The sequence below is a fragment of the Bacteroides sp. GM023 genome (assembly GCF_014750685.1).
Classification (GTDB): Bacteria; Bacteroidota; Bacteroidia; order Bacteroidales; family Bacteroidaceae; genus Bacteroides.
This window is the reverse complement of the sequence record NZ_JAAXGE010000008.1, coordinates 80,538-105,832: the sequence shown is the minus strand read 5'-3', so window position 1 is coordinate 105,832 and position 25,295 is coordinate 80,538. Positions and strand designations below refer to the sequence as shown.

The following is a 25,295-nucleotide window of genomic DNA, read 5'->3' as shown; positions in this document are numbered from 1 at the left end:
CGGCAGGCTAAGAGTCATTCGCTAGCCTGCTGCCTTAGATATTTTTAGAGTAAATCAGTACGTCCCTTTACTTCATCCAATACTGCCTTGGCAATAGAAGCTGAAACTTGAGCGTGATGAGAATATGTCATAGATGACGTTGCACGACCAGAAGAGATAGTACGTAATGCGGTCACATAACCAAACATTTCAGCCAACGGAACCATTGCTTTCACAATACGAGCACCTGAACGGCTTGATTCCATACCTTCAACCTGACCACGACGCTTATTCAAGTCACCGATAACATCACCCATATTTTCTTCCGGAGTTACAACTTCCAGTTTCATTATCGGTTCCATCAATACAGGACCTGCCTTTGCACAAGCATTCTTATAAGCCATCTGCGCACAAATTTCGAAAGACAACTGGTCAGAGTCAACCGGGTGGAATGAACCATCGATCAATGTCACTTTCAGTGAATCCAGCGGATATCCGGCCAATACACCATTCTTAATAGCAGTTGCAAAACCTTTCTGAACAGCAGGGATAAATTCTTTAGGAATATTACCACCCTTCACTTCATCTACAAATTGCAGTCCACCTTCTTTAAAGTCCTCATCAACCGGACCTACATTTACGATGATATCAGCAAACTTACCACGACCACCTGACTGCTTCTTGTATACTTCACGCAAGTTAACAGTCTTAGTGATAGCTTCCTTGTAGTTTACCTGAGGTTTACCTTGGTTACATTCTACCTTAAACTCACGTCTCAAACGGTCGATAATGATATCAAGGTGAAGTTCACCCATACCAGAGATCACTGTCTGACCAGTCTGTTCGTCGGATTTTACAGTAAATGTCGGGTCTTCCTCAGCAAGCTTAGCCAAACCGATAGAAAGTTTATCCATATCTTTCTGAGTCTTCGGCTCAACTGCAATACCAATTACAGTTTCAGGGAAGTCAATAGATTCCAAAATGATAGGAGCTGTTTCGTCACACAAAGTATCACCAGTGTGAATATCTTTAAAACCAACGCCAGCACCGATATCACCTGCACCGATCACTTCTACAGGATTCTGCTTATTTGAGTGCATCTGGAACAAACGTGAAACACGTTCTTTCTTTCCTGAACGAGAGTTATAGATATAAGAACCTGCTTCAATCTTACCTGAATAGACACGGAAGAAAGTCAAACGACCAACATAAGGGTCAGTTGCAATCTTAAATGCCAACGCAGCAGTCTTATCCTCTTCGCTCGGCTTACGATCTTCTTCAGCACCTGTATCCGGATTAGTACCAATTACATTTTCCGTATCCAATGGTGAAGGCAACAATGCACAAACATAGTCAAGCAATGTCTGAACACCTTTATTCTTAAATGAAGAACCGCACAACATCGGTACAATAGCCATCTGGACAGTAGCGCTACGAAGAGCTCTAAAGATTTCTTCTTCAGTAATAGTTGAAGGATCTTCGAAATATTTCTCCATCAAAGCATCATCAAATTCAGATACTTTTTCCAGCAATTTATCTCTCCATTCGTCAGCTTCCTCTTTAAGATCTGCAGGAATTTCTTCTACGCTATAGTCAGCACCCATCGTTTCATCATGCCACAAAATAGCCTTCATCTTGATAAGATCAACTACACCTTTGAAGTTTTCTTCAGCGCCGATAGGAATTACTACCGGACATGGATTAGCACCCAATACAGACTTCATCTGGCTTACTACATCAAAGAAGTTAGCACCAGAACGGTCCATCTTGTTCACATATGCAATACGGGGAACATTGTATTTATCAGCTTGACGCCATACAGTTTCCGACTGAGGTTCAACACCACCTACTGCACAGTAAGCAGCAACAGCACCATCAAGAACACGCAATGAGCGTTCTACCTCAGCAGTAAAGTCAACGTGTCCCGGAGTATCAATCAAGTTTATTTTATAAGTATCACCAGCATACTTCCATTTAGTCGTTGTTGCAGCAGAAGTAATGGTAATACCACGTTCTTGCTCCTGCGCCATCCAGTCCATAGTAGCAGCACCATCATGAACTTCACCGATTTTGTGAGTCAATCCAGTATAGAACAGGATACGTTCAGAAGTTGTTGTTTTTCCGGCATCAATATGAGCCATGATACCGATATTACGAGTCAAATGTAAATCTTGCTTAGCCATCTTTTAGTTCCTTTTACTTTAAGTTTTTAATTGATTGTATCTTATAGTATCAGAATCTAAAATGAGCAAATGCACGGTTAGCTTCAGCCATTCTATGCATATCTTCTTTACGTTTGTATGCGCCGCCTTGTTCATTGAAGGCATCCATGATTTCAGCAGCCAACTTGTCAGCCATTGATTTGCCACCTCTTTTACGAGCATACAAGATCAAATTCTTCATTGATACAGACTCTTTACGATCAGGACGGATTTCTGTAGGAACCTGGAAAGTAGCACCACCTACACGGCGAGACTTAACTTCCACTTGCGGGGTCACATTATCCAAAGCCTTTTTCCAGATTTCAAGAGCAGATTTTTCTTCGTTAGGAAGTTTTGCTTTCACTGTTTCCAGAGCGGCATAAAAGATTTCATAAGATGTATTCTTCTTACCATCATACATCAAGTGGTTTACAAACTTAGAAACCTTTTGGTCATTAAAAACGGGATCCGGAAGGATAACGCGTTTTTTTGGTTTTGCTTTTCTCATTTGTTTGAAAAATAATGTTTTTGTTCTTGGTTGTCTACTTCTTGACTTCTTCAACTCTCCCACCGGAGAATTTACTCAACCTTTAGCATTTCCAACAAACTAAAACGTAAGTTATTACTTTAATTTTAATTAGGTCTTAATCCTTATTTTTTCTTACCCTTAACAGGTGCGGCAGCTTGTCCTGGTTTCGGACGCTTAGCTCCGTATTTAGAACGTCTTTGAGTACGGCCAGCAACACCTGCTGTATCAAGTGTACCGCGAACGATGTGGTAACGTACACCCGGAAGGTCTTTTACACGACCACCACGTACCAAAACGATTGAGTGTTCCTGCAAGTTGTGTCCTTCTCCCGGGATGTAAGAGTTAACCTCTTTCTGGTTAGTCAAACGTACACGAGCTACTTTACGCATTGCAGAGTTCGGCTTCTTCGGAGTAGTAGTATATACTCTCACGCAAACGCCACGTCTTTGAGGACATGAATCCAAGGCTGGAGATTTACTTTTCTCCACCAGCACTTCGCGTCCTTTTCTTACTAATTGCTGAATTGTAGGCATTTTAATTGTTTTTTGATTTATATTATTGTTATATTAATTTCGTAACTATACATTTTGGGCTGCAAAAATACGAATAATATTTGAATATTCAATGCACCACAACCTTTTTTTATTTTTTAATATTTTTATATCAGTCTCACGCTTCGCCTTTTACACTTGTCAGAGGAGCAATAGGAGATTCATCGGAAATACGTATCGGCCCAAATACACGTTCATATTTAGCAATATTGTCTTCCAATGCCCTTAGCAGTCGTTTTGCGTGTTCAGGAGCTACGATGACACGCGATTGCACACCAGCTTTCGGCACCCCCGGCATCACGCGTATAAAATCAAGGATAAATTCTGAACTTGAATGGGTTATGATAGCAAGATTGGCATATGTGCCTTGTGCTACCTCTTCTTTTAACTCAATCTGTAATTGCCCGTTGTTATTTTGTTCTTCCATTATATTATATGATTAATAGTTATCCTGCAAAATAACACAATTTTCCTGAGACAAAGGCCATACACTCAAATAAAAAGGAACAAAAAAAGGAGCAATTACCTCATTCGGCAATCGCTCCTTCTCATATAGTCAATTGAATTGTATTATTCTACTTCATTGTAGTCGAGTACCGTTTTCTTATTTGCCAAGATACGGTCATACTCTTCTTTCGAACCAACGATCAATTTTTCATATTCACGCTGTCCTGTACCTGCCGGAATCAAGTGACCACAGATCACATTTTCCTTCATACCTTCAAGTTTATCAATCTTACCGTTAATAGCAGCTTCATTCAATACCTTCGTTGTTTCCTGGAAGGAAGCAGCCGACATAAAGCTTGAAGTCTGTAAAGCGGCACGTGTAATACCCTGAAGAATCTGAGTAGATGTAGCAGCCACAGCATCACGAACCTCAACAGGTTTCAAGTCACGGCGTTTCAGCATACTATTCTCATCGCGCAGCTTACGGGCAGTTACAATCTGACCAGCCTGCATACTTTGAGAATCACCAGCGTCAACTACTACTTTCTTACCCCAGATACGGTCATTTTCTTCCATGAAGTCCAGCTTGTCTACAACTTGCTGTTCCAGGAAGCGAGTATCACCCGGTTCGTCAATCTGTACTTTACGCATCATTTGGCGAACGATAATCTCGAAGTGCTTATCATTGATCTTCACACCCTGCAGGCGGTATACATCCTGAACTTCATTCACGATATATTCCTGTACAGCTGTAGGACCTTTAATAGCCAAGATATCCGCAGGAGTAGTAGCACCGTCAGACAATGGAGTACCAGCACGTACATAGTCATTTTCCTGTACTAGAATCTGTTTGGATAATGCAACCAGATATTTCTTAACCTCACCAGTCTTGGAAGTTACGATGATCTCACGATTACCACGTTTGATCTTACCCATTGCAACCTCACCATCAATTTCAGAAACAACAGCAGGGTTAGATGGATTACGAGCTTCAAACAATTCGGTAACACGAGGAAGACCACCCGTGATATCACCCGCTTTACCTACGGCACGCGGAATCTTCACGATTACTTCACCGGCTTTCACTTTCTGACCATTTTCGATAATCACGTGACCACCCACCGGTAAGTTGTAAGTACGTATCAAATCACCATCTTCCGTCAGGATATGAGCCGTAGGAACCTTCGTCTTATCCTTAGATTCAATAATGATAATTTCACGAAGACCTGTAGCTTCATCCGATTCAACCTTATAAGTAACGTTTTCAATTACGCCCTCAAATTCGATCTTACCGGTTGCTTCTGTGATAATAACAGCGTTGAACGGGTCCCATTTAGCAATTAATTTGCCTTTTTCTACCAGATCCCCATCGCCTACATATAACGTTGAACCATAAGGTACGTTATGAGTAGAAAGAACGATACCGGTATTTACATCTACGAAACGAACTTCAGCCAAACGACCTACTACCACTTTCGCAGACTCACCCATTTCATCAACGATATCCACAGTACGCAATTCCTCAAATTCAAGACGTGCATTATTCTTAGCAACGATACTTGCATTTGCTGCGATATTGGCAGCAGTACCACCGGCGTGGAACGTACGCAATGTTAACTGTGTACCCGGCTCACCGATAGACTGAGCAGCGATTACTCCGACAGCTTCACCCTTCTGAACCATACGGCTCGTAGCCAGGTTACGTCCGTAACATTTTGCACAAACACCCTTTTTAGCTTCACAAGTCAATACCGAACGGATTTCAACACTCTCAATCGGAGAATTTTGAATTTTCTTACCGATTTCTTCTGTGATTTCTTCTCCACCGGCAACTATCAATTCGCCAGTAGTAGGATGAATAATATCATGTACGGAGACACGTCCCAAGATACGTTCATACAAAGTAGCAATAACTTCATCGTTATTCTTAAGGTCTGTACAAACCAGTCCACGGAGTGTACCGCAGTCTTCTTCTGTAATAATCACATCATGTGACACATCCACCAGACGACGAGTCAAATAACCGGCATCTGCAGTCTTCAAAGCGGTATCCGCCAAACCTTTACGAGCACCGTGGGTAGAGATAAAGTACTCCAACACCGAAAGTCCTTCTTTAAAGTTCGACAAGATCGGGTTCTCGATGATCTGACCACCTTCAGCACCTGCTTTCTGGGGTTTCGCCATCAAACCACGCATACCTGACAACTGACGAATCTGTTCTTTAGAACCACGGGCACCTGAATCAAGCATCATGTAAACAGAGTTAAATCCTTGATCATCCGAAGAAATAGTCTTCATCAAGATGTTAGACAACTCAGAGTTAACATGTGTCCAGATATCAATTACCTGATTGTAACGTTCGTTGTTGGTGATGAAACCCATGTTATAGTTGTTAACGACTTGTTCAACTTCGTCGTAACCCTTCTGTACCAAAGTTTCTTTTTCCTTCGGAATGATAATATCACCCAAGTTGAATGACAAACCACCCTTGAACGCCATCTGATAACCCAAATTCTTGATTCCATCCAGGAAGTCCGCAGCCTTAGCCACACCACATACCTTAATTACATCACTAATAATATCACGAAGAGATTTCTTAGAGATAATAGTATTGATATAGCCTGCTTCAGGGGGAACGATTTCATTCACAATCACACGTCCTACTGAGGTTTCGCGCATTACGTCTACAATGTTACCATTTTCGTCAACGTCTTTCACGATTACTTTCACCGGAGCGTGAATATCCACTCTACCTTCGTTATAAGCAATCAATGCTTCTTCCGGACCGTAGAATGTCAGACCTTCACCCTTTGCACCGGCACGTAACTTGGTAATATAGTATAGACCAAGAACCATATCCTGTGCAGGCACAGTAATAGGCGCACCATTTGCCGGATTCAAGATATTATGTGATTGAAGCATCAACATCTGCGCTTCAAGAATTGCTTCATTGCTCAAAGGCAAGTGAACAGCCATCTGGTCACCGTCAAAGTCGGCGTTGAATGCCGTACATGCTAGCGGATGCAGCTGGATAGCTTTACCTTCAATCATTTTTGGCTGGAAAGCCTGGATACCCAAACGGTGCAATGTCGGAGCACGGTTCAACAGTACCGGATGTCCTTTCATTACATGTTCCAAGATGTCCCAAATCACCGGTTCCTTGCGGTCAACGATCTTTTTCGCAGACTTTACAGTCTTAACGATACCACGTTCGATGAGTTTGCGAATAATAAACGGTTTGTACAGTTCGGCAGCCATCAATTTAGGAATACCGCACTCACCCATTCTCAATTCAGGACCAACGACGATTACCGAACGAGCAGAGTAGTCAACACGTTTACCCAGCAAGTTCTGACGGAAACGTCCTTGCTTACCTTTCAAACTGTCGGACAGTGATTTCAACGGACGATTGGCATCTGTCTTTACAGCGCTTGATTTACGTGAGTTATCAAACAAAGAATCGACAGATTCCTGAAGCATACGTTTTTCATTACGCAATATTACTTCCGGAGCCTTGATTTCGATCAGTCGTTTCAAGCGGTTGTTACGTATAATCACACGACGATAAAGGTCGTTCAAGTCAGATGTAGCAAAACGGCCACCATCCAACGGAACCAACGGACGAAGTTCGGGCGGGATAACCGGTACGATACGTACAATCATCCATTCCGGTTTGTTGCGTCCGCGTGATGCACGGAACGATTCTACTACCTGAAGACGTTTCAACGCTTCATTCTTACGTTGCTGTGAAGCATCGTTACCTGCACGGTGACGTAATTCGTAAGACTGAGCATCCAAATCCAAACGAGCCAACAAATCATAGATAGCTTCAGCACCCATCTTAGCGATGAATTTGTTCGGATCATTATCTTCAAGATATTGATTGTCCTTTGGAAGTGTATCCAGAATATCCAGATATTCTTCTTCAGAAAGCAAATCATATTCAGCTACGCCATCTTCAGCTTTTACACCCGGCTGAATAACAACATAACGTTCGTAGTATATAATCGAATCCAGTTTCTTTGTCGGCAATCCGAGCAAATAACCGATTTTATTAGGGAGCGAACGGAAATACCAGATGTGAGCTACCGGCACAACCAGCTGGATATGTCCCATACGTTCACGACGCACCTTCTTCTCAGTAACTTCCACACCACAACGGTCGCAGACGATACCTTTATAACGGATACGTTTGTATTTACCGCAATGGCACTCATAGTCCTTGATAGGACCAAAAATGCGCTCGCAGAACAAACCGTCACGTTCGGGTTTGTACGTACGGTAATTAATGGTTTCAGGCTTCAAAACTTCACCACTCGAATTCTCTAGGATTTCTTCCGGGGAAGCCAGACCAATTGAGATCTTCGAGAAATTACTTTTCGACTTATTTTCTTTTCTAAAAGCCATACTCTATATAATTGAGATTTGATAATTGAATCATTGCAAATTGAAAAGACACGGATGTCAACAGGCCTTCATCGGCTTGTTGACATCACGTATTCTTCATTATATTATTCTAGGTTGATACTCAAACCTAAACCTCTCAACTCATGTAACAATACGTTCAAGGATTCCGGTATACCAGGTTGCGGCATCGGTTCGCCCTTCACTATTGCTTCATAAGCCTTCGAACGTCCTACCACGTCATCAGACTTGATAGTCAGGATTTCTTGCAGGATATGAGCAGCACCAAATCCTTCGAGTGCCCAAACCTCCATTTCTCCGAAACGCTGACCACCGAATTGTGCCTTACCACCAAGAGGTTGCTGAGTAATCAATGAGTACGGACCGATAGAACGAGCATGCATCTTATCTTCAACCATGTGGCCTAACTTCAACATATAAGTTACACCCACAGTTGCCGGCTGGTCAAACTGCTCACCTGTACCACCATCACAAAGATAAGTTTTACAGTAGCGCGGCAATCCTGCCTTGTCTGTCCATACATTCAGGTCCTCCATTGTAGCACCATCAAAGATAGGAGTTGCAAACTTCACACCCAATGTCTTTCCGGCACGTCCAAGTACAGCTTCAAAAATCTGACCGATGTTCATACGAGAAGGCACACCCAACGGATTCAATACAATATCAACCGGAGTACCATCTGACAAGAACGGCATATCTTCCTGACGTACGACACGTGACACGATACCCTTGTTACCGTGACGACCCGCCATCTTATCACCAACACCAATCTTACGTTTCTTGGCAATATATACTTTAGCCATCTGAATGATACCTGCAGGAAGTTCATCACCAATAGTAATAGCAAACTTCTTACGCTTCAACTCAGCATCCAATTCTTTATATTTCTTGATGAAATTCATCACCAAGTCACGAATCATGCCATTGATATGGTCGTCATTCGTCCAGTTACTTAACTGAATAGAAGTAAAGTCAAGTGAATCAAAGTCAGACGCACTGAATTTAGCACCCTTAGCAATCACTTCCGCACCCAGATAATCTTTCACACCCTGAGAAGTCTTACCTTCTGTCAAAGTCATCAGTTTCTTAACCAGGATACGTTTCAAGTCTGCTACCTTTGATTCGAATTCATCATCGATCTTAGGCAACAATGCCTTATCTGCAAGCTTAGAGCTACGATTCTTGATAACACGTGAGAACAACTTCTTGTCGATAACAACACCTTTCAAAGAAGGAGAAGCTTTCAGTGAAGCATCTTTCACATCACCGGCCTTATCACCAAAGATTGCACGAAGCAGTTTTTCTTCAGGAGAAGGATCAGACTCACCTTTCGGAGTAATCTTACCGATCATGATATCGCCCGGTTCAATACGAGCACCAATTCTTACGATACCGTTTTCGTCCAAGTCCTTAGTAGCTTCTTCACTCACATTCGGGATATCAGAAGTCAACTCTTCCATACCACGTTTTGTTTCACGAACTTCCAAAGAATATTCTTCTACGTGAATTGAAGTCAGCAAGTCCTCGCGTACTACACGTTCGTTCAAAACGATAGCATCCTCATAGTTGTAACCCTTCCAAGGCATATAAGCAACCAACAGGTTTTTACCCAATGCCAGTTCACCCTTTTCAGTAGAATAACCTTCGGTCAATATATCACCTTTCTTCACACGTTGTCCTCTCTCACAAGTCGGACGTAAGTCAATCGTCATGTTCTGATTGGTCTTACGGAATTTAGGCAATCTATATTCCTTTAAAGCAGATTCGAAGCTTACAAATTCTTCATCCTCTGTACGGTCATACAAAATACGAATCGTAGTAGCATCAACGTAGTCAACCACGCCATCCCCTTCCGCAGTAACCTGCGTACGAGAATCTCTCACCAACTGACGTTCGATACCTGTACCAACAATCGGCGCCTCGCTTCTCAACAATGGAACTGCCTGACGCATCATGTTTGATCCCATCAATGCACGGTTAGCATCATCATGTTCCAGGAACGGAATCAATGAAGCCGCGATTGATGCAATCTGCTGGGGAGAAACGTCCATCAAGTCCACTTCCAGCGGTTCAACAACCGGGAAATCAGCATCCTGACGAGACTTAACCTTATTACGCACGAATGTACCGTCATCATTCAACGGAGCATTACCCTGTGCAATAACCTTTTCTTCCTCTTCTTCGGCAGTCAGATAAATCAGACCATTATCAGAAAGATCCACTTTTCCGTTATCGACCTTACGATACGGAGTTTCAATGAATCCGAGTTCATTAATTTTAGCGAATACACACAATGATGAAATCAAACCGATGTTCGGACCTTCAGGAGTCTCGATCGGGCAAAGACGACCATAGTGTGTGTAGTGAACGTCACGAACCTCAAATCCGGCGCGTTCACGAGAAAGACCACCAGGACCCAGTGCAGACATACGACGCTTGTGCGTGATTTCAGCCAGCGGGTTTGTCTGGTCCATGAATTGAGACAAGGCATTCGTTCCGAAGAAAGAGTTGATTACAGAAGAAATAGTCTTCGCGTTAATCAAATCAATCGGAGTGAACACTTCATTGTCGCGAACGTTCATACGTTCACGAATCGTACGGGACATACGAGCCAGACCAACAGCAAACTGGTTAGAAAGCTGTTCGCCCACTGTACGCACACGACGATTGCTCAAGTGGTCAATATCATCCACATCTGCCTTAGAGTTAATCAACTCAATCAGATATTTGATGATTTCAATGATATCTTCCTTCGTGAGGACACGCACGTCCATATCAGTCGTCAAGTTCAACTTCTTGTTGATTCTGTAACGACCTACATCACCAAGGTCATATCTTTTTTCTGAGAAGAACAAGTTGTTGATAACTTCACGTGCACTTGCGTCATCAGCCGGATCGGCATTACGCAACTGACGGTAGATATACAACACAGCTTCCTTTTCCGAGTTACTCGGGTCCTTCTGCAGCGTATTATATATAATAGAGAAATCGGACTGGTTCGGTTCATCCTTATGCAAAAGAATATTCTGAACTCCCGATTCCAAGATTTCATCCACGTGCACTTCTTCCAATACGGTTTCACGGTCGATAATAACCTCGTTACGTTCGATAGAAACCACTTCACCGGTATCTTCATCAACGAAATCTTCAATCCATGTTTTCAAGACACGTGCAGCCAGTTTGCGGCCCAGCACTTTCTTCAGATTCGTCTTGTTAACCTTCACATCTTCTGCAAGGTTGAAAATTTCAAGAATATCTTTGTCATTCTCGAAACCAATCGCACGCAACAGAGTAGTTACCGGCAATTTCTTCTTACGGTCAATGTATGCGTACATCACATTATTGATGTCGGTAGCAAACTCAATCCACGAACCTTTAAACGGAATAATACGAGCCGAATAAAGTTTCGTACCATTGGCATGTACACTTTGGCCGAAGAACACACCCGGAGAACGGTGAAGCTGTGACACAACTACGCGTTCGGCACCGTTAATGACGAAAGTAGCCTTATCAGTCATGTATGGAATCGGTCCGAGGAATACGTCCTGAATCACCGTATCAAAATCCTCATGATCGGGATCGGTACAGTAAAGCTTAAGTTTCGCTTTTAAAGGAACACTATAAGTGAGCCCACGCTCTATACAATCATCGATGGTATAACGCGGCGGATCAATATAATAGTCCAGAAACTCAAGAACAAAATTGTTTCTAGTATCGGCAATAGGGAAGTTTTCAGCAAATACTTTATACAATCCCTCATTCTTACGCTTTTCAGGTGGGGTATCTAATTGTAGAAAGTCTTGGAATGACTTCAATTGTACTTCCAGGAAATCCGGATATTCGAGCGGATTCTTAGTCGAAGCAAAATTAACTCTTTGATTTACAGTATTTGAAGACATCTATTAATGAATTTGGAGAACTTAATTTGAAATATATACACAAAAAGGTTAAGAATCCTCTTGCGAAGGATTCCTAACCGAATTACCTGATTACCAGGCCAATGTTATTTAAGTTCAACTTCAGCTCCAGCTTCTTCCAATGTTTTCTTCAATGATTCTGCTTCGTCTTTAGCCAAACCTTCTTTAACTGTGCTAGGAGCACCGTCTACCAAGTCTTTAGCTTCTTTCAAACCTAGGCCACAAGCTTCCTTAACGGCTTTAACAACCTGAAGTTTAGCTGCACCAGCGCTTTTCAACACTACGTCGAAAGAAGTTTGTTCTTCTACAGCAGCAGCACCAGCTGCAGGACCAGCAGCAACAGCAACAGCTGCAGCAGCAGGTTCAATACCGTATTCATCTTTAAGGATAGTTGCAAGTTCATTAACTTCTTTTACTGTCAAGTTAACCAATTGTTCTGCAAAAGCTTTCAAATCTGCCATTTTTTGTATGATTTTAATTATTTAAATACTTTGTTGTTTTTGAAAATTATTCGGGTCTCTCACCAAGTGTTTTGAGTACGCCGTGAATGGTGTTACCACCTGATTGAAGAGCAGAAATAACATTCTTGGCCGGAGATTGCAACAGGGCAATAACATCAGCGATAACTTCATTCTTACTCTTGATTGCAACGAGAGCATCCAATTGATCTGCACCAACGTAGAAGCTTTCTTCTGCATATGCAGCTTTCAGTCCGGGAATACCGTCTTTCGCTTTATCTTTGATCAGTTTAGCAGGAACGTTTGCAATGTTGCTAAACATAACGGCTGTAGTACCTTTCAAAGAATTGTAAAGAGGTGAAAAGTCTTCTTCCAGGCTTTCCAGTGCCTTGTGAAGCAGTGTGTTTTTAACCAACATCAATTTGATGTCAGATTTAAAACATTCTCTTCTCAGTGCGCTGGTAGCAGCAGCGTTCATAGCTGTAACATCTACCAAATAGAAGTGACCATATTCCTTTACTGTAGCAGCAATTTGCTCTATAATCGTACTTTTATCTTCCTTTCTCATTATTTCTCTGTTTTATTAGATTTCATCCACTGATTTCGGGTCGATTTTAATACCCGCACTCATTGTACTAGAAAGATAAATACTCTTAATATACGTACCCTTTGCTGCGGTCGGTTTCAGTTTGTTCAGAGTAGAGATAAACTCTTTCGCATTGTCGCGAATCTGATCAGGACTGAATGACACCTTACCGATAGAAGTATGAACGATACCGCTCTTATCAACTTTAAAGTCGATTTTACCTTGTTTTACTTCTTTTACAGCTTTAGCAACATCCATAGTTACAGTACCACTCTTCGGGTTCGGCATCAATCCACGAGGACCGAGTACACGACCGAGTGCACCAATTTTACCCATGATAGATGGCATAGTGATGATAACATCAATATCAGTCCATCCACCTTTGATCTTTTCAATATATTCGTCAAGACCAACATAGTCAGCGCCAGCTTCTTTTGCAGCAGCTTCAGCATCCGGTGTACAAAGTACCAATACACGTACTTCCTTACCAGTACCATGAGGAAGTGAAACAACACCTCTCACCATCTGGTTAGCTTTACGTGGATCAACACCTAAACGTACATCAATATCCAGTGAAGCATCAAACTTGGAAAAAGTGATTTCTTTTACCAGAGATGCAGCTTCTTTCAGCGAGTATGCTTTCCCTGCTTCAATCTTCTCTGCAGCTAACTTTTGATTTTTTGTCAGTTTACCCATTACAATTGAAGTTTATTAGTTATTAACCGGGAACTCCCCTTTTACAGCGATACCCATACTTCTAGCTGTACCTGCAACCATTCTCATGGCAGCTTCCACAGTAAAACAGTTCAAGTCAACCATTTTGTCCTGAGCAATCGTACGAACTTGTTCCCAAGTAAGCTCGGCAACTTTCTTACGGTTAGGCTCAGCAGAACCACTCTTTACCTTAGCCACTTCAAGTAATTGAATAGCAACGGGAGGAGTCTTGATTACAAAATCGAAAGACTTATCTGCGTAGTAAGTAATGATAACAGGTAAAATCTTACCTGCCTTGTCTTGGGTTCTGGCATTGAATTGCTTGCAAAATTCCATGATATTGATACCCTTAGAACCTAGAGCAGGTCCAACTGGGGGTGATGGATTTGCAGCGCCTCCTTTAATCTGTAATTTGATTAGTCCAGCAACTTCTTTAGCCATTTTTTTATTGATTTATATATAAACATTAAACGAAGAACAACAACAGCGTAACAATTCCGCGTTATTCTTTTTCCACTTGCATAAAGCCTAATTCAAGCGGCGTTTTGCGCCCGAATATCTTCACCATGACCTTTAGTTTCTTTTTTTCACTATTCACTTCTTCAATGATACCACTGAATCCGCTAAAAGGACCAAAAGTAACCTTAACAGTTTCACCAACCACGTACGGAATATTGAGTTCTTCACCCGTTTCCTGCAGTTCGTCAACTGTACCAAGTATACGATTCACTTCTGACTGTCTGAGGGGCACCGGTTTTTCGGAGCCGCCAAGAAAGCCTATCACATTCGGAGTGTTGCGCAAGTGATGAGAAACCTCACCAACCAAAGCAGCCTCCACCAAAACGTAACCAGGAAGATAACTTCTTTCCTTCACAATTTTTTTACCATTGCGAACCTGGTACACCTTTTCAGTAGGAATCAATACCTGAGATACATATTCACTAAGGTCGCTGTTTTTAAGATCAGCTTCAAGATATTCCTTTACCTTAGCTTCTTTACCACTAATAGCACGCAGAACGTACCATTTTTTTTCAATCTCAGCCATTTTTAATTCCTAATTTTTTAATGTGGATAAACAATTTTTTCCATGAAGTTCTGGAAACAGACATCCATACCCCATACTACCAATGCAATAAGCAGGGAAGCATATAAAACAACTACTGCACTGTTAGCAAGTTCAGAATACGTAGGCCACGATACTTTATGAACAAGTTCGTCGTAAGATTCTTTAATATAAGCTATTACCTTTTTCATTTGAATAATATTAGCACGGGAGGAGAGGCTCGAACTCCCGACACCCGGTTTTGGAGACCGGTGCTCTACCAACTGAGCTACTCCCGTGTGTACATAATCAGTTCCCGGTTTTAATCGGGAACTGATTAAATATTGTGTATTAGCCAAGAATTTCTGTAATCTGACCAGCACCTACCGTACGTCCACCTTCGCGGATAGCGAAACGAAGACCCGGGTTCAATGCTACTGGGTAGATCAACTCAACTGTGATAGTTACGTTATCACCTGGCATTACCATTTCTGTTCCTTCCGGCAAAGTGATTTCACCAGTACAGTCCATAGTACGCAAATAGAACTGAGGACGATATTTGTTGTGGAACGGAGTATGACGACCACCTTCTTCTTTCTTTAAGATATAAACCTCAGCCTTGAATTTAGAATACGGTTTAATCTGACCTGGTTTACAAAGAACCATACCGCGTTTGATTTCGTTCTTGTCGATACCACGAAGCAACAAACCTACGTTATCACCAGCTTCACCTTGATCCAACAGTTTACGGAACATTTCAACACCAGTTACAACTGATTTCTTATCTTCACCTAAACCAAGGATTTCGATTTCATCACCTACGTGAATGATACCTGTTTCGATACGACCTGTAGCTACAGTACCACGACCTGTGATAGAGAATACGTCTTCAACCGGCATCAAGAAAGGTTTATCAACATCACGCGGAGGAAGTGGAATCCAAGTATCAACAGCATCCATCAATTCCATAACTTTGTCTTCCCACTTTTCAACGCCGTTCAATGCGCCAAGAGCAGAACCCTGGATAATAGGAGTATTGTCACCATCGAAATCATAGAATGAAAGAAGTTCTCTCATTTCCATTTCAACGAGTTCCAACATCTCGGCATCATCAACCATATCGCACTTGTTCAAGAATACAACCAAACGAGGAACGTTTACCTGACGAGCCAACAAGATATGTTCGCGAGTCTGAGGCATCGGACCATCAGTTGCAGCACAAACGATGATAGCACCATCCATCTGAGCAGCACCAGTTACCATGTTCTTAACGTAGTCGGCGTGTCCCGGACAGTCAACGTGTGCGTAGTGACGATTAGCTGTAGAATACTCAACGTGTGAAGTATTAATAGTAATACCTCTTTCTTTTTCTTCAGGAGCGTTATCGATAGAGTCGAAAGAACGCAATTCAGAAAGACCTTTTTTTGCCAACACAGTAGTGATAGCAGCTGTCAACGTTGTCTTACCGTGGTCTACGTGACCGATTGTACCAATGTTTACGTGCGGTTTGTCACGATTAAATTTCTCTTTAGCCATAGCTTTACTTGTTATTTATTTGATTAATAATCAGCATTTACATCTTTATGAGCTGTTACCGGGATTTGAACCCGGGACCTCTTCCTTACCAAGGAAGTGCTCTACCACTGAGCTATAACAGCAAGAAAAAAGAGCGGAAGACGGGGCTCAAACCCGCGACCCTCAGCTTGGAAGGCTAATGCTCTATCAACTGAGCTACTTCCGCATTCTTGCCAAAGTTGTCACTCTGATTTTGTGGGCAAAGATGGATTCGAACCACCGAAGTCGAAAGACAGCAGATTTACAGTCTGCCCCATTTGGCCACTCTGGTATTTGCCCTTGTTTTCATTAAATAAAAGAACCAAAACAAACAATATGATAAGAACCGTTGTTTTATCTTTATCCTTCATCTTTTGAGCCTCTTGTCGGATTCGAACCAACGACCCCGAGATTACAAATCACGTGCTCTGGCCAACTGAGCTAAAGAGGCATTCTAGCTAAAAAAATGCAACCGTCACGATCTAACGCGAGCGAAACGGCTGCAAATTTAGTTATTTATTTCTTTTCCGCAAAATATTTGCGCTTTTTTTATTTGATACGTTGTTTTTCCTTGTATTTAACCAGTTGTTTGCCGAGCGCTTCCACATCCAAATCAATCGCTTCCTCAAATGTGTCGCACACTTTGCTTGCATAAAACTCTCCATTTGGAATAAGAATCTTAATACCCGCTTCTTTATTATCAGCGACTTCCGGCTTAATTACCTTTAATGACACCTCTACTTTCTTTATATCTTCGTAATATTTTTCCAACTTAGACACTTTCTTCTGAATAAATGCCTGCAATTGCTCTGACGCATCAAAGTGAATTGATTGAATTCTAATATCCATACTTACCTCCTTGTTTTTAAGCTCTTGGATGAGCTTGTTTATACACTTTTTTAAGTTCTTCAAATGTAGCGTGCGTATAGATCTCGGTAGTTGTTATACTCTCGTGACCCAAAAGTTCTTTTACCGCGCCCAACTCCGCTTCATTATTCAGCATCGTGGTAGCAAAAGTATGCCTTAACACGTGAGGGCTCTTTTTTTTCAGCGTCGCCACCTTTGACAGGTTCCGTTTCACTAAATTATAGACTAGATTCTTATAAAGCCGTTCGCCATTCTCTCTAATAAAGAAAGCCTCCGACCTCACCGGAATCATCTCGTTTCTTATGTCAATATACCCAAGCAACAAATCCCGCAGCTCATCGCCAAATGGAATCAACCGTTGCTTATTTCTTTTCCCGGTCACTTTCAGAAGAGAAGCCGAAAAATCCACATCCTTATCATCCAAACCTATTAATTCAGAAAGTCTCATGCCTGTAGCATAAAACACTTCGATAATCAATCGATCCCGACAACCTTTAAATCCTTCGCCAAAGTCCGTATCATCCAACAACCGGTTCATTTCGTTTTCTTTCAAAAACACAGGCAACGGCTTTTTGTTCTTAGGCCCCTTTATTTTACATAAAGGATCTACCGCCGTCTCTCCTTGTCTTAAAAGATACTTATAAAACGTTCGGAGCGAACTTAGCTTACGATTTACAGAAGTTGAAGTATATCCCTTATCCATCAATGAAACTATCCATTCACGAATAAGTTCAGCCTCTACCTTCAGCGGATCAAATTTCCCATACTCTTCCTGAGCAAACTCCTGCAGTTGCTTTATATCTTCACCGTATGCAAGAACGGTTTTTTCCGAATAATTCCGCTCATACTGGAGATAATCAAGAAAAGATTCTATCAACATAATATCGCTACATCTAAAATCGTGCAACGAATGTATGAAAAGAATTCAATAATTCAAAGGAAATTACGAATTATTAATCTTCTATTTGCTGAAGTTTTTGTACGTAAACTGCACGTTCTCTCTTAAGTCTGTTAGTTACAGACGGTTTGTCAAACTGCTGTCTGCGTCTCAATTCTTTCACGATGCCAGTTTTCTCAAATTTTCTTTTAAACTTCTTCAGCGATTTCTCAATGTTTTCGCCTTCTTTTACAGGTACTACAATCATTTTGTTACTATTAATATGTTATGATTAAAAATTTCCGCAGTCAAATTGCGCCGCAAAATTACACATACTTTCTTTATTCACAAAACTTTCGGCAAATATTTCTCAAAAACTATTCATAAACAAGCCATTAAACGCAGAAAGTTAGTACCTTTGGATTACTTATGTACCTATAATAATATAATAAAGTATGAAACAGAGTATAAAAGAGCGATTGCATGCGCTGCGCATGACATTCCATCCCAACCACATCAAGGCATTAATCATTCCTAGTACTGACCCACATCTGAGCGAATATGTAGCCCCGCATTGGATGTCGCGAGAATGGATTTCGGGTTTTACAGGTTCTGCAGGAACTGTTGTCGTATTAATGGATAAAGCCGGACTATGGACAGATTCCCGCTACTTCCTGCAAGCTGAAAAAGAACTGGAAGGCAGTGGCATTACAATCTATAAGGAGATGTTGCCGGAAACCCCAAGCATCACTGAATTTCTCTGCCAGAACTTAAAACCTGCCGAATCCGTGAGTATCGATGGGAAAATGTTTTCCGTGCAACAGGTGGAACAGATGAAAGAAGAACTTACAGCTCATCAGTTGCAAGTCGACATTTTCGGCGATCCGATGCAAAGTATTTGGAAAGATCGCCCTTCTATACCTGATTCTCCGGCTTTCATTTACAATATTAAATATGCAGGAAAAAGCTGTGAAGAAAAAATAGCCGCCATTCGTACTGAATTAAAGAAAAAGGGAGTTTATGCTTTATTTTTATCGTCTTTGGACGAAATTGCATGGACTCTCAATTTAAGAGGAAGCGACGTACATTGCAATCCGGTAGTAATCAGCTATTTACTAATCACACAGGATGACGTGACTTTTTTTATCTCTCCGGAGAAAGTCACTCCAAAGGTGGAAGCGTATTTAAAGGAACAACAGGTAAGTCTGCATGATTATGATAAAGTAGAGAGTTTCCTAAGTAACTTTACCGGTAAGAATATCCTTATCGACCCTAAAAAAACAAATTTCGCAATTTATTCCGCCATCAATCCGAATTGCTTGATTGTTCGTGGAGAATCTCCTGTAGCATTATTGAAAGCAATTCGTAACGGACAAGAAATAGCCGGCATTCATGCGGCTATGCAGCGGGATGGCGTGGCACTTGTCAAGTTCCTCAAATGGTTGGAGGAAGCAGTTCCTTCCGGCAAAGAAACAGAATTAAGCGTAGACAAAAAGCTACATGAATTCAGATCCGCCCAATCTCTTTATATGGGGGAAAGTTTCGACACAATTGCAGGATACAAGGAGCATGGAGCAATCGTACATTATTCGGCCACACCGGAAAGTGATGTAACACTCCAACCCAAAGGATTTCTACTTTTAGATTCAGGAGCCCAATACTTGGACGGAACAACCGACATCACACGAACAATTGCATTAGGTGAACTCACTGAAGAAGAGAAAACAGACTATACCTTAATATTAAAAGGACACATTGCATTGGCAATGGCCAAGTTTCCTGCCGGAACCCGTGGCGCACAACTTGATGTGCTGGCACGTCTCCCGATTTGGAAATATGGTATGAATTTCCTTCATGGTACGGGACATGGGGTCGGTCACTTCCTGAGTGTGCATGAAGGTCCACAAAGTATCCGTATGAATGAGAATCCGGTAGTACTACAACCGGGTATGGTCACTTCCAATGAACCTGGCGTATATAAAGCCGGTAGTCATGGGATACGCACGGAGAATCTGACGTTAGTTTGCAAAGATAAGGAGGGTATGTTTGGCGAATACTTTAAATTTGAGACTATCACATTATGCCCGATCTGTAAAAAAGGAATCATCAAAGATCTGTTGACGGCAGAGGAAGCAGAGTGGTTAAATAACTATCACCAGACTGTTTACGAAAAGTTATCGCCGTCTCTTAACGAAGAAGAAAAAGTTTGGCTACAGGAAGCTACTGCTCCTATATAAAAACAATATGCCTGACACCCGGGTGTCAGTACATACAACACCCGGGTGTCAAGCAGCCTAAGACCCGGGTGTCAGCATGTACGACACCCGGGTGTCATACAATATAGAATAGTATTCAATTAAAAACATTACTAGAACAGATATATCTTATGGCTTTAATCAAATCAGTACGGGGATTCACTCCCGAAATCGGCGAAAACTGTTTTCTCGCAGATAACGCAACTATCATAGGAGATGTAAAAATAGGAAATGACTGTAGCATTTGGTTTAGCACCGTTTTGCGAGGTGATGTCAATTCCATACGAATCGGCAATGGAGTCAATATCCAAGACGGAAGCGTGCTACATACATTATATCAGAAATCAATTATTGAAATTGGGGATCATGTTTCTGTAGGACACAATGTGACCATTCATGGAGCGACTATTAAAGATTATGCGCTGGTCGGAATGGGGTCAACCATACTGGACCATGCTGTAATTGGTGAAGGTGCTATCGTTGCTGCCGGCTCTTTGGTCTTGAGTAATACAGTGATTGAACCTGGAAGTATTTGGGGTGGAGTACCCGCCAAATTTATTAAGAAAGTAGACCCGGAACAGGCTAAAGAACTGAATCAGAAAATCGCTCACAATTATCTGATGTATTCACAATGGTATAAAGAATAGAAAACACATTATAGATAATTTATATAATAAAAAGGAGAAGGTATGAATTACTTTTTTGAAGCGTTGACAAGCGAAAGTAAGAATCCTGAATTACCCGAAGAATTTAATTATTTCGGAAAACTTATTGGTAGCTGGACATTCGATTATACAGACTACAACACATCTCGAACGGTTAAAGGAGAATGGCATTTTTCATGGGTTCTTGAAGGCATGGCAGTACAAGACGTTATTATTTTACCTTCTCGTGATACAAGAGATAAGAATACTCATCCTGACGATGAATATGGAACAACGCTTCGTGTCTACAATCCCAATACACACGCTTGGGATATCGCCTATTGTTACACAGGAAAAATTATGCGTCTTGAAGCGAGAAAACAAGATGATATGATCATTCTTACAAATATTGACGATGAAAAGAAGAAATGGGTCTTTATCAAAATTGAGGATAATAATTTTCATTGGCAGAATGTTACTGTAAAAGATGACGGTGAATGGCATATAAATGTGGATTTATATGCTGTACGCACCAAATAAGCATTTTGTGCAGCGCGTCTTATCCGTAAAAGACGTACTTACCATTTTATGATTTTCCATATTGATACCCCAATTGCTATCTAACAATAAAAACAAGACTATCAAAAGTTATAAAAAGACTGGCGGGATGCTCCTTTAAAAAGAAGTATTCCGCTTATCTTTTTTATAAAGATAAAAATTCTGATTCATTTTATAGATTGTAGCTATTCAAATCTTAAATTTATTATATATTTAAATTGTTGTCTATATTTTATTTACGAACATTTCGTATATTTGCGAAATATTCGTAGAATGATAAATTAAAATAAAGATAGTCCACATTATAAATAACACTGTAATAAAATTACTACTATGAACAAGTTAATCATTGTACTCTATCTGTCTTTGCTATGCAGTATTGCACAAGCACAACTCCCCATTCCTGAATTTCAAAAAGGGAAAGCTACGCTAAGCGGCACAATAGAAAACTACAACCCAAACAGCAATCTGAATTTCAGGATCAATATCCCCAATATTCTGATGAGGACACCCGAAACCCTTTTTCCTACCATTGAGCCAAACGGAAGTTTTGAAATAAACATCCCTCTGTACAATAGTACGCAAATACGAATGACAATAGGGCATGAAGATTTAGTTATGTTATTAAGCCCTGATAAAAAAACTGATGTAGCTATCAATCTAAGTAATCCAATAGGAAAACGATTCATATTCAGTGGACAATATGCCACTATCAATAATGAATGGTGCCAGCCGGAGCTAATAAAAAGAATACCACCTGTTTATTTAAATGGTGCCCTATTAGACTCCATCGCAGATATTAATGCCAACGAATTTAAGAAACGATGTATTGACCAGTACAAACAATATGTGGCTCATAATAATGCCCAAGTACAATTTAGTGAAGATGCACGTACACTTGCTAATCTAACCTGTGCATTCGACTGTCTGCATAATCTGGAAACAACCCATTATTGCCTACAAACCGCCTACCAAAAGAAAACAAATATTACAGTAGAACAAGCTTTCGCCGCTTTCAGCAATATCAATTTACCCGATAACTTCTACGATTATCTAAAAGATTTTCCCGTAAATCATCCATTAGCACTCTATTGTTATAATTACTGTCAAGTGCTTACTCAACCTTATGAATCACATACCAGCCATCTTGGCCTCGAAAAATATCTGTCAACAAATGCACCGCTTACAAAAGAAGAACAAACTGTTATTCATCAATATGAGAGAGCTTTCAAAACCGGAGTTCCTTTCCAGCAAGGAAGTGATATTATAGAGATCGTCGTAAAATACGCAAAAGAGAGTGACGACTATCGCTGGAAAACATTTTCTCAATTCAAGAAATACTTAAATCATATCATGCAGGATAGCACCTGTTTGTTTATTGACTTCGCACGAACAATGTATATACGTCTCAAATATCATGATCTAAATCCGGTCGCATCCCGAATAGAAGCCATGACATCAGAAATTACAAATCCAATCTTTTTAGGTATCATCCAAGATATGAACCAACAGAGACAACCTCGCACTAAAAAGAAAGAAAAAAGAGTTTCCATCTGCGAAGTACCACAAGTATCAGAAAAAGATTTATTTGCTACCCTTATTGCTCGTCACAAAGGAAAGGTACAATTCATTGATTTTTGGGCTACTTGGTGTAGCGGCTGTAGAAAAACCATTCAAGAGTACGAACCATTAAAAAAGGAAATAAGTGCAGATAAAGTGGCTTTTGTTTACCTGACTCCACCTAGTTCAATAGAAAATACTTGGAAAATACTCATAGAAGATATTGCCGGAGAACATTATTGGCTAAATAAAAAACAGTGGAATTATCTATGGGAACATTTTCAAATGACAGGCTTACCAATGTATCTGATTATAGATAAACAAGGAAATATTGTAAAACGCTTCACACATATAACAACCAAAGAGCTAAAGGAACTATTAGAAGTGGAAATCAACAAAATATAGTTCAACAAGTTTTTGATATTTTATTCCGAAGTTTACAGAATAACTCAGGCACGAATGAATCGTACCTGAGTTTTATCACTTATCTCTTAAAACTGAAAGAATCTTATTAATAAGTATCTCCAAACCTTACCATTCCCGAAGCTTCGCCGCCTACAGGTCCATTAGCAGAGAAATTCCAAGAATACGGTGCTTGCCCACCGTTAGTTATCCACCAATACCTATTAACATTTCCATGAGTAGTGCTTGAACTATACATAGTAAATGTATTACCATACGAAGAAGTTCCCGTGTAACAAGTAAACGATGCCTGCCAATAGCCACTGCAATAATCTACTGAAAAAGAACTCGTAATTTTATCCGATCCTTCAAAAGAAGAATTAGAAATACCCCAGTTACCAGCATAGAATGACAATGAGGGATATCCTCGAGTAGAAACAAGATTGCTACGCGTCCCTTTTTCATCTATAAAAGACACATTGTCACTACTACCAATAGTATACGACTTAAATTCATTCTCTGTCGAAAGCAACAAGGTCGTAATCTCCCCTTTACGAATACTTTCCTTTATCTTATTATTCAATTCATCAATATTCTTAAGAATCGTAATAAGATTATCCACAGAAATATTATCTGCCTGAATTATGCTATCACCAATTGAAACTGCATAAGAATAATTAACTGTATCAATCTTCATGAACCTATTCACAATGTTCAGGTCTTCTGCAAGAGTGTGAGGTATGACAGATTTTTGTACTTCTACATCATCATATCTGTCCGTGCAACTAAAAGTTGTAATTGCTAAAATGCAACACAATAATAACGCTATTCTTTTCATGTTAATAAAGAATTAATTAAATGTTATGTTAATAATGCCAGCTCATGAGAACAATACAAAAATAGACATTAATAAAATAATCTTGATGAACCTAAATTAATATCTAAATAGAACTCTCTAAATAATTCCAAAGATTCAACATTATGATATTCTTCATTTTCCACTTCCAATATAAAAGCCACTTCAGTCCTTTTATAATTGTCGCTTTCTAATCCGACATAAAGCTTGAGGGGTGATACCTAAATAAGAAGCTATATATTTCGCAGGTACATTCAGAAATATATCTTTTTCCTTTTTTAGAATTAATTTACATCGTTCTTCAGGGCTTATTCTTAAAAGATTAACTTCAAATCCAAGTTTTTTCACTGTTGAATGATCAATACATTCTTTCAATTTAATCCTACTACCTGCTATTTCTGTGAAAACATCATTAGATATAACATAAATAATACAATCAGAAATTGCCTGCAGCTGTTCATCCGACTCACCGTAATAATGTAGAAGTTCGCCTGTGAAAGTAAAACGCAAAGTTTGTTCTTCTTCGGACTTATCCTGATAAAAATAGTGTCTGATTGAACCATCTCCCACTATGCAGACATTCTTACGAATCAATCCATCGGGAATACAAGAGTATTTCTTAAATCTTAGAATCTCCATAAACCGCAATAACTTTCCTCTTTCATTCTGCGAAAAACAAATCAAGTTATTTGATAAATATAGACTACATTCATTCTCTAAACAAATTCTATCGCTCTTCATATCATCGTAAGTTTTATTTTAAGTGAGTGTAAATATAATCCAAAGAACAAACATCCGTTTTTTATTTCTCCTAAATTTCAATAAATCAAGTATGCGTCCATTAATTAATGAATCCCAATTCATTCAATTCGA

The 25,295-nt window shown here is 40.3% G+C and carries 22 protein-coding genes and 5 tRNA genes; 4 read left to right on the top strand and 23 right to left on the bottom strand.

Translation table 11 applies throughout. The features are described 5' to 3' along the window. Positions 1–44: 44 nt before the first annotated feature. From fusA to rpsU, 21 genes are all read right to left on the bottom strand, one after another. Positions 45–2,162: an elongation factor G gene (gene fusA, locus HC965_RS17940; protein ID WP_191032758.1), complete on the bottom strand. Its 2,118-nt coding sequence runs from the start codon at positions 2,160–2,162 to the stop codon at positions 45–47. Between the two features lie 49 nt (positions 2,163–2,211). Beyond that, entirely contained in the window at positions 2,212–2,688 is a 477-nt protein-coding gene (gene rpsG / locus HC965_RS17935; RefSeq protein WP_175631408.1) for a 30S ribosomal protein S7, read from the bottom strand. A gap of 143 nt (positions 2,689–2,831) precedes the next feature. After that, positions 2,832–3,242: a 30S ribosomal protein S12 gene (gene rpsL / locus HC965_RS17930; RefSeq protein ID WP_042366837.1), complete on the bottom strand. Its 411-nt coding sequence runs from the start codon at positions 3,240–3,242 to the stop codon at positions 2,832–2,834. Between the two features lie 136 nt (positions 3,243–3,378). Then, entirely contained in the window at positions 3,379–3,687 is a 309-nt protein-coding gene (locus HC965_RS17925; protein ID WP_167959831.1) for a DUF3467 domain-containing protein, read from the bottom strand. 143 nt (positions 3,688–3,830) lie between these two features. Further along, positions 3,831–8,114 carry a DNA-directed RNA polymerase subunit beta' gene (gene rpoC / locus HC965_RS17920; RefSeq protein WP_191032757.1) on the bottom strand — a complete coding sequence of 1,428 codons (4,284 nt, stop codon included), beginning with the start codon at positions 8,112–8,114 and terminating at the stop codon, positions 3,831–3,833. A 104-nt stretch (positions 8,115–8,218) separates the two neighbouring features. Beyond that, positions 8,219–12,031, bottom strand: coding sequence for a DNA-directed RNA polymerase subunit beta (gene rpoB / locus HC965_RS17915; protein WP_191032756.1), 3,813 nt, complete (start codon positions 12,029–12,031; stop codon positions 8,219–8,221). A gap of 104 nt (positions 12,032–12,135) precedes the next feature. Continuing rightward, the gene (gene rplL / locus HC965_RS17910) at positions 12,136–12,510 is read right to left on the bottom strand and encodes a 50S ribosomal protein L7/L12 (protein WP_044655862.1); all 375 of its coding nucleotides are present in this window, start codon (positions 12,508–12,510) and stop codon (positions 12,136–12,138) included. 46 nt (positions 12,511–12,556) lie between these two features. Then, positions 12,557–13,075, bottom strand: coding sequence for a 50S ribosomal protein L10 (gene rplJ / locus HC965_RS17905; RefSeq protein WP_044655863.1), 519 nt, complete (start codon positions 13,073–13,075; stop codon positions 12,557–12,559). 15 nt (positions 13,076–13,090) lie between these two features. Beyond that, the gene (gene rplA / locus HC965_RS17900) at positions 13,091–13,789 is read right to left on the bottom strand and encodes a 50S ribosomal protein L1 (protein ID WP_004296360.1); all 699 of its coding nucleotides are present in this window, start codon (positions 13,787–13,789) and stop codon (positions 13,091–13,093) included. A 15-nt stretch (positions 13,790–13,804) separates the two neighbouring features. Beyond that, a complete protein-coding gene (gene rplK, locus HC965_RS17895) occupies positions 13,805–14,248 on the bottom strand; it encodes a 50S ribosomal protein L11 (protein ID WP_004296361.1) in 444 nt (147 codons plus the stop codon). A gap of 61 nt (positions 14,249–14,309) precedes the next feature. Further along, positions 14,310–14,852, bottom strand: coding sequence for a transcription termination/antitermination protein NusG (gene nusG, locus HC965_RS17890; protein WP_044655864.1), 543 nt, complete (start codon positions 14,850–14,852; stop codon positions 14,310–14,312). Positions 14,853–14,869: 17 nt separating this feature from the next. Next, on the bottom strand, positions 14,870–15,061 hold the full coding sequence (secE, locus tag HC965_RS17885; protein ID WP_004296363.1) for a preprotein translocase subunit SecE: 192 nt from the start codon (positions 15,059–15,061) through the stop codon (positions 14,870–14,872). Positions 15,062–15,075: 14 nt separating this feature from the next. Beyond that, positions 15,076–15,148 (bottom strand) — tRNA-Trp (locus HC965_RS17880). Positions 15,149–15,200: 52 nt separating this feature from the next. Next, complete coding sequence (gene tuf / locus HC965_RS17875) at positions 15,201–16,385, bottom strand: elongation factor Tu (protein WP_191032755.1); 1,185 nt, start codon at positions 16,383–16,385, stop codon at positions 15,201–15,203. 50 nt (positions 16,386–16,435) lie between these two features. Next, positions 16,436–16,507, bottom strand: a tRNA-Thr gene (locus HC965_RS17870). Positions 16,508–16,517: 10 nt separating this feature from the next. After that, positions 16,518–16,590, bottom strand: a tRNA-Gly gene (locus tag HC965_RS17865). A gap of 30 nt (positions 16,591–16,620) precedes the next feature. Further along, positions 16,621–16,703: transfer RNA gene (locus tag HC965_RS17860), tRNA-Tyr, on the bottom strand. A gap of 77 nt (positions 16,704–16,780) precedes the next feature. Beyond that, positions 16,781–16,854 (bottom strand) — tRNA-Thr (locus HC965_RS17855). Between the two features lie 98 nt (positions 16,855–16,952). Further along, entirely contained in the window at positions 16,953–17,252 is a 300-nt protein-coding gene (hpf, locus tag HC965_RS17850) for a ribosome hibernation-promoting factor, HPF/YfiA family (RefSeq protein ID WP_191032754.1), read from the bottom strand. 16 nt (positions 17,253–17,268) lie between these two features. Next, on the bottom strand, positions 17,269–18,150 hold the full coding sequence (xerC, locus tag HC965_RS17845; RefSeq protein ID WP_191032753.1) for a tyrosine recombinase XerC: 882 nt from the start codon (positions 18,148–18,150) through the stop codon (positions 17,269–17,271). Between the two features lie 73 nt (positions 18,151–18,223). Next, positions 18,224–18,415, bottom strand: coding sequence for a 30S ribosomal protein S21 (gene rpsU / locus HC965_RS17840; protein ID WP_022137136.1), 192 nt, complete (start codon positions 18,413–18,415; stop codon positions 18,224–18,226). Positions 18,416–18,602: 187 nt separating this feature from the next. Between rpsU and HC965_RS17835 the strand changes: the two genes are divergently transcribed. The 4 genes from HC965_RS17835 to HC965_RS17820 all read left to right on the top strand — a co-directional run bounded on the left by HC965_RS17835 (position 18,603) and on the right by HC965_RS17820 (position 23,569). Further along, positions 18,603–20,384, top strand: coding sequence for an aminopeptidase P family protein (locus tag HC965_RS17835; protein ID WP_191032752.1), 1,782 nt, complete (start codon positions 18,603–18,605; stop codon positions 20,382–20,384). A gap of 149 nt (positions 20,385–20,533) precedes the next feature. After that, on the top strand, positions 20,534–21,049 hold the full coding sequence (locus HC965_RS17830) for a gamma carbonic anhydrase family protein (protein WP_191032751.1): 516 nt from the start codon (positions 20,534–20,536) through the stop codon (positions 21,047–21,049). 42 nt (positions 21,050–21,091) lie between these two features. Continuing rightward, positions 21,092–21,586, top strand: coding sequence for a hypothetical protein (locus tag HC965_RS17825; protein WP_191032750.1), 495 nt, complete (start codon positions 21,092–21,094; stop codon positions 21,584–21,586). A 351-nt stretch (positions 21,587–21,937) separates the two neighbouring features. Further along, entirely contained in the window at positions 21,938–23,569 is a 1,632-nt protein-coding gene (locus tag HC965_RS17820; protein WP_191032749.1) for a TlpA family protein disulfide reductase, read from the top strand. A gap of 106 nt (positions 23,570–23,675) precedes the next feature. Here the strand turns inward: HC965_RS17820 and HC965_RS17815 are convergent, their stop codons facing one another. Both HC965_RS17815 and HC965_RS17810 read right to left on the bottom strand, forming a co-directional pair. Next, positions 23,676–24,404 (bottom strand): hypothetical protein, encoded by a 729-nt coding sequence (locus HC965_RS17815; RefSeq protein WP_191032748.1) that lies wholly within the window; start codon positions 24,402–24,404, stop codon positions 23,676–23,678. A 192-nt stretch (positions 24,405–24,596) separates the two neighbouring features. Next, complete coding sequence (locus HC965_RS17810; protein WP_191032747.1) at positions 24,597–25,163, bottom strand: Crp/Fnr family transcriptional regulator; 567 nt, start codon at positions 25,161–25,163, stop codon at positions 24,597–24,599. Positions 25,164–25,295: the final 132 nt, after the last annotated feature.

Coding starts and splice junctions, on each gene's coding strand:
- HC965_RS17825 (WP_191032750.1), top strand. CDS start 21,092: ATGAATTACTTTTTTGAAGCGTTGACAAGCGAAAGTAAGAATCCTGAA.
- rplK (WP_004296361.1), bottom strand. CDS start 14,248: ATGGCTAAAGAAGTTGCTGGACTAATCAAATTACAGATTAAAGGAGGC.
- HC965_RS17835 (WP_191032752.1), top strand. CDS start 18,603: ATGAAACAGAGTATAAAAGAGCGATTGCATGCGCTGCGCATGACATTC.
- rpsU (WP_022137136.1), bottom strand. CDS start 18,415: ATGATTGTAGTACCTGTAAAAGAAGGCGAAAACATTGAGAAATCGCTG.
- rplL (WP_044655862.1), bottom strand. CDS start 12,510: ATGGCAGATTTGAAAGCTTTTGCAGAACAATTGGTTAACTTGACAGTA.
- HC965_RS17830 (WP_191032751.1), top strand. CDS start 20,534: ATGGCTTTAATCAAATCAGTACGGGGATTCACTCCCGAAATCGGCGAA.
- xerC (WP_191032753.1), bottom strand. CDS start 18,150: ATGTTGATAGAATCTTTTCTTGATTATCTCCAGTATGAGCGGAATTAT.
- HC965_RS17815 (WP_191032748.1), bottom strand. CDS start 24,404: ATGAAAAGAATAGCGTTATTATTGTGTTGCATTTTAGCAATTACAACT.
- rplA (WP_004296360.1), bottom strand. CDS start 13,789: ATGGGTAAACTGACAAAAAATCAAAAGTTAGCTGCAGAGAAGATTGAA.
- rpoB (WP_191032756.1), bottom strand. CDS start 12,031: ATGTCTTCAAATACTGTAAATCAAAGAGTTAATTTTGCTTCGACTAAG.
- rpsL (WP_042366837.1), bottom strand. CDS start 3,242: ATGCCTACAATTCAGCAATTAGTAAGAAAAGGACGCGAAGTGCTGGTG.
- HC965_RS17925 (WP_167959831.1), bottom strand. CDS start 3,687: ATGGAAGAACAAAATAACAACGGGCAATTACAGATTGAGTTAAAAGAA.
- rpoC (WP_191032757.1), bottom strand. CDS start 8,114: ATGGCTTTTAGAAAAGAAAATAAGTCGAAAAGTAATTTCTCGAAGATC.
- HC965_RS17820 (WP_191032749.1), top strand. CDS start 21,938: ATGAACAAGTTAATCATTGTACTCTATCTGTCTTTGCTATGCAGTATT.
- rpsG (WP_175631408.1), bottom strand. CDS start 2,688: ATGAGAAAAGCAAAACCAAAAAAACGCGTTATCCTTCCGGATCCCGTT.
- nusG (WP_044655864.1), bottom strand. CDS start 14,852: ATGGCTGAGATTGAAAAAAAATGGTACGTTCTGCGTGCTATTAGTGGT.
- hpf (WP_191032754.1), bottom strand. CDS start 17,252: ATGGATATTAGAATTCAATCAATTCACTTTGATGCGTCAGAGCAATTG.
- fusA (WP_191032758.1), bottom strand. CDS start 2,162: ATGGCTAAGCAAGATTTACATTTGACTCGTAATATCGGTATCATGGCT.
- secE (WP_004296363.1), bottom strand. CDS start 15,061: ATGAAAAAGGTAATAGCTTATATTAAAGAATCTTACGACGAACTTGTT.
- HC965_RS17810 (WP_191032747.1), bottom strand. CDS start 25,163: ATGAAGAGCGATAGAATTTGTTTAGAGAATGAATGTAGTCTATATTTA.
- tuf (WP_191032755.1), bottom strand. CDS start 16,385: ATGGCTAAAGAGAAATTTAATCGTGACAAACCGCACGTAAACATTGGT.
- rplJ (WP_044655863.1), bottom strand. CDS start 13,075: ATGAGAAAGGAAGATAAAAGTACGATTATAGAGCAAATTGCTGCTACA.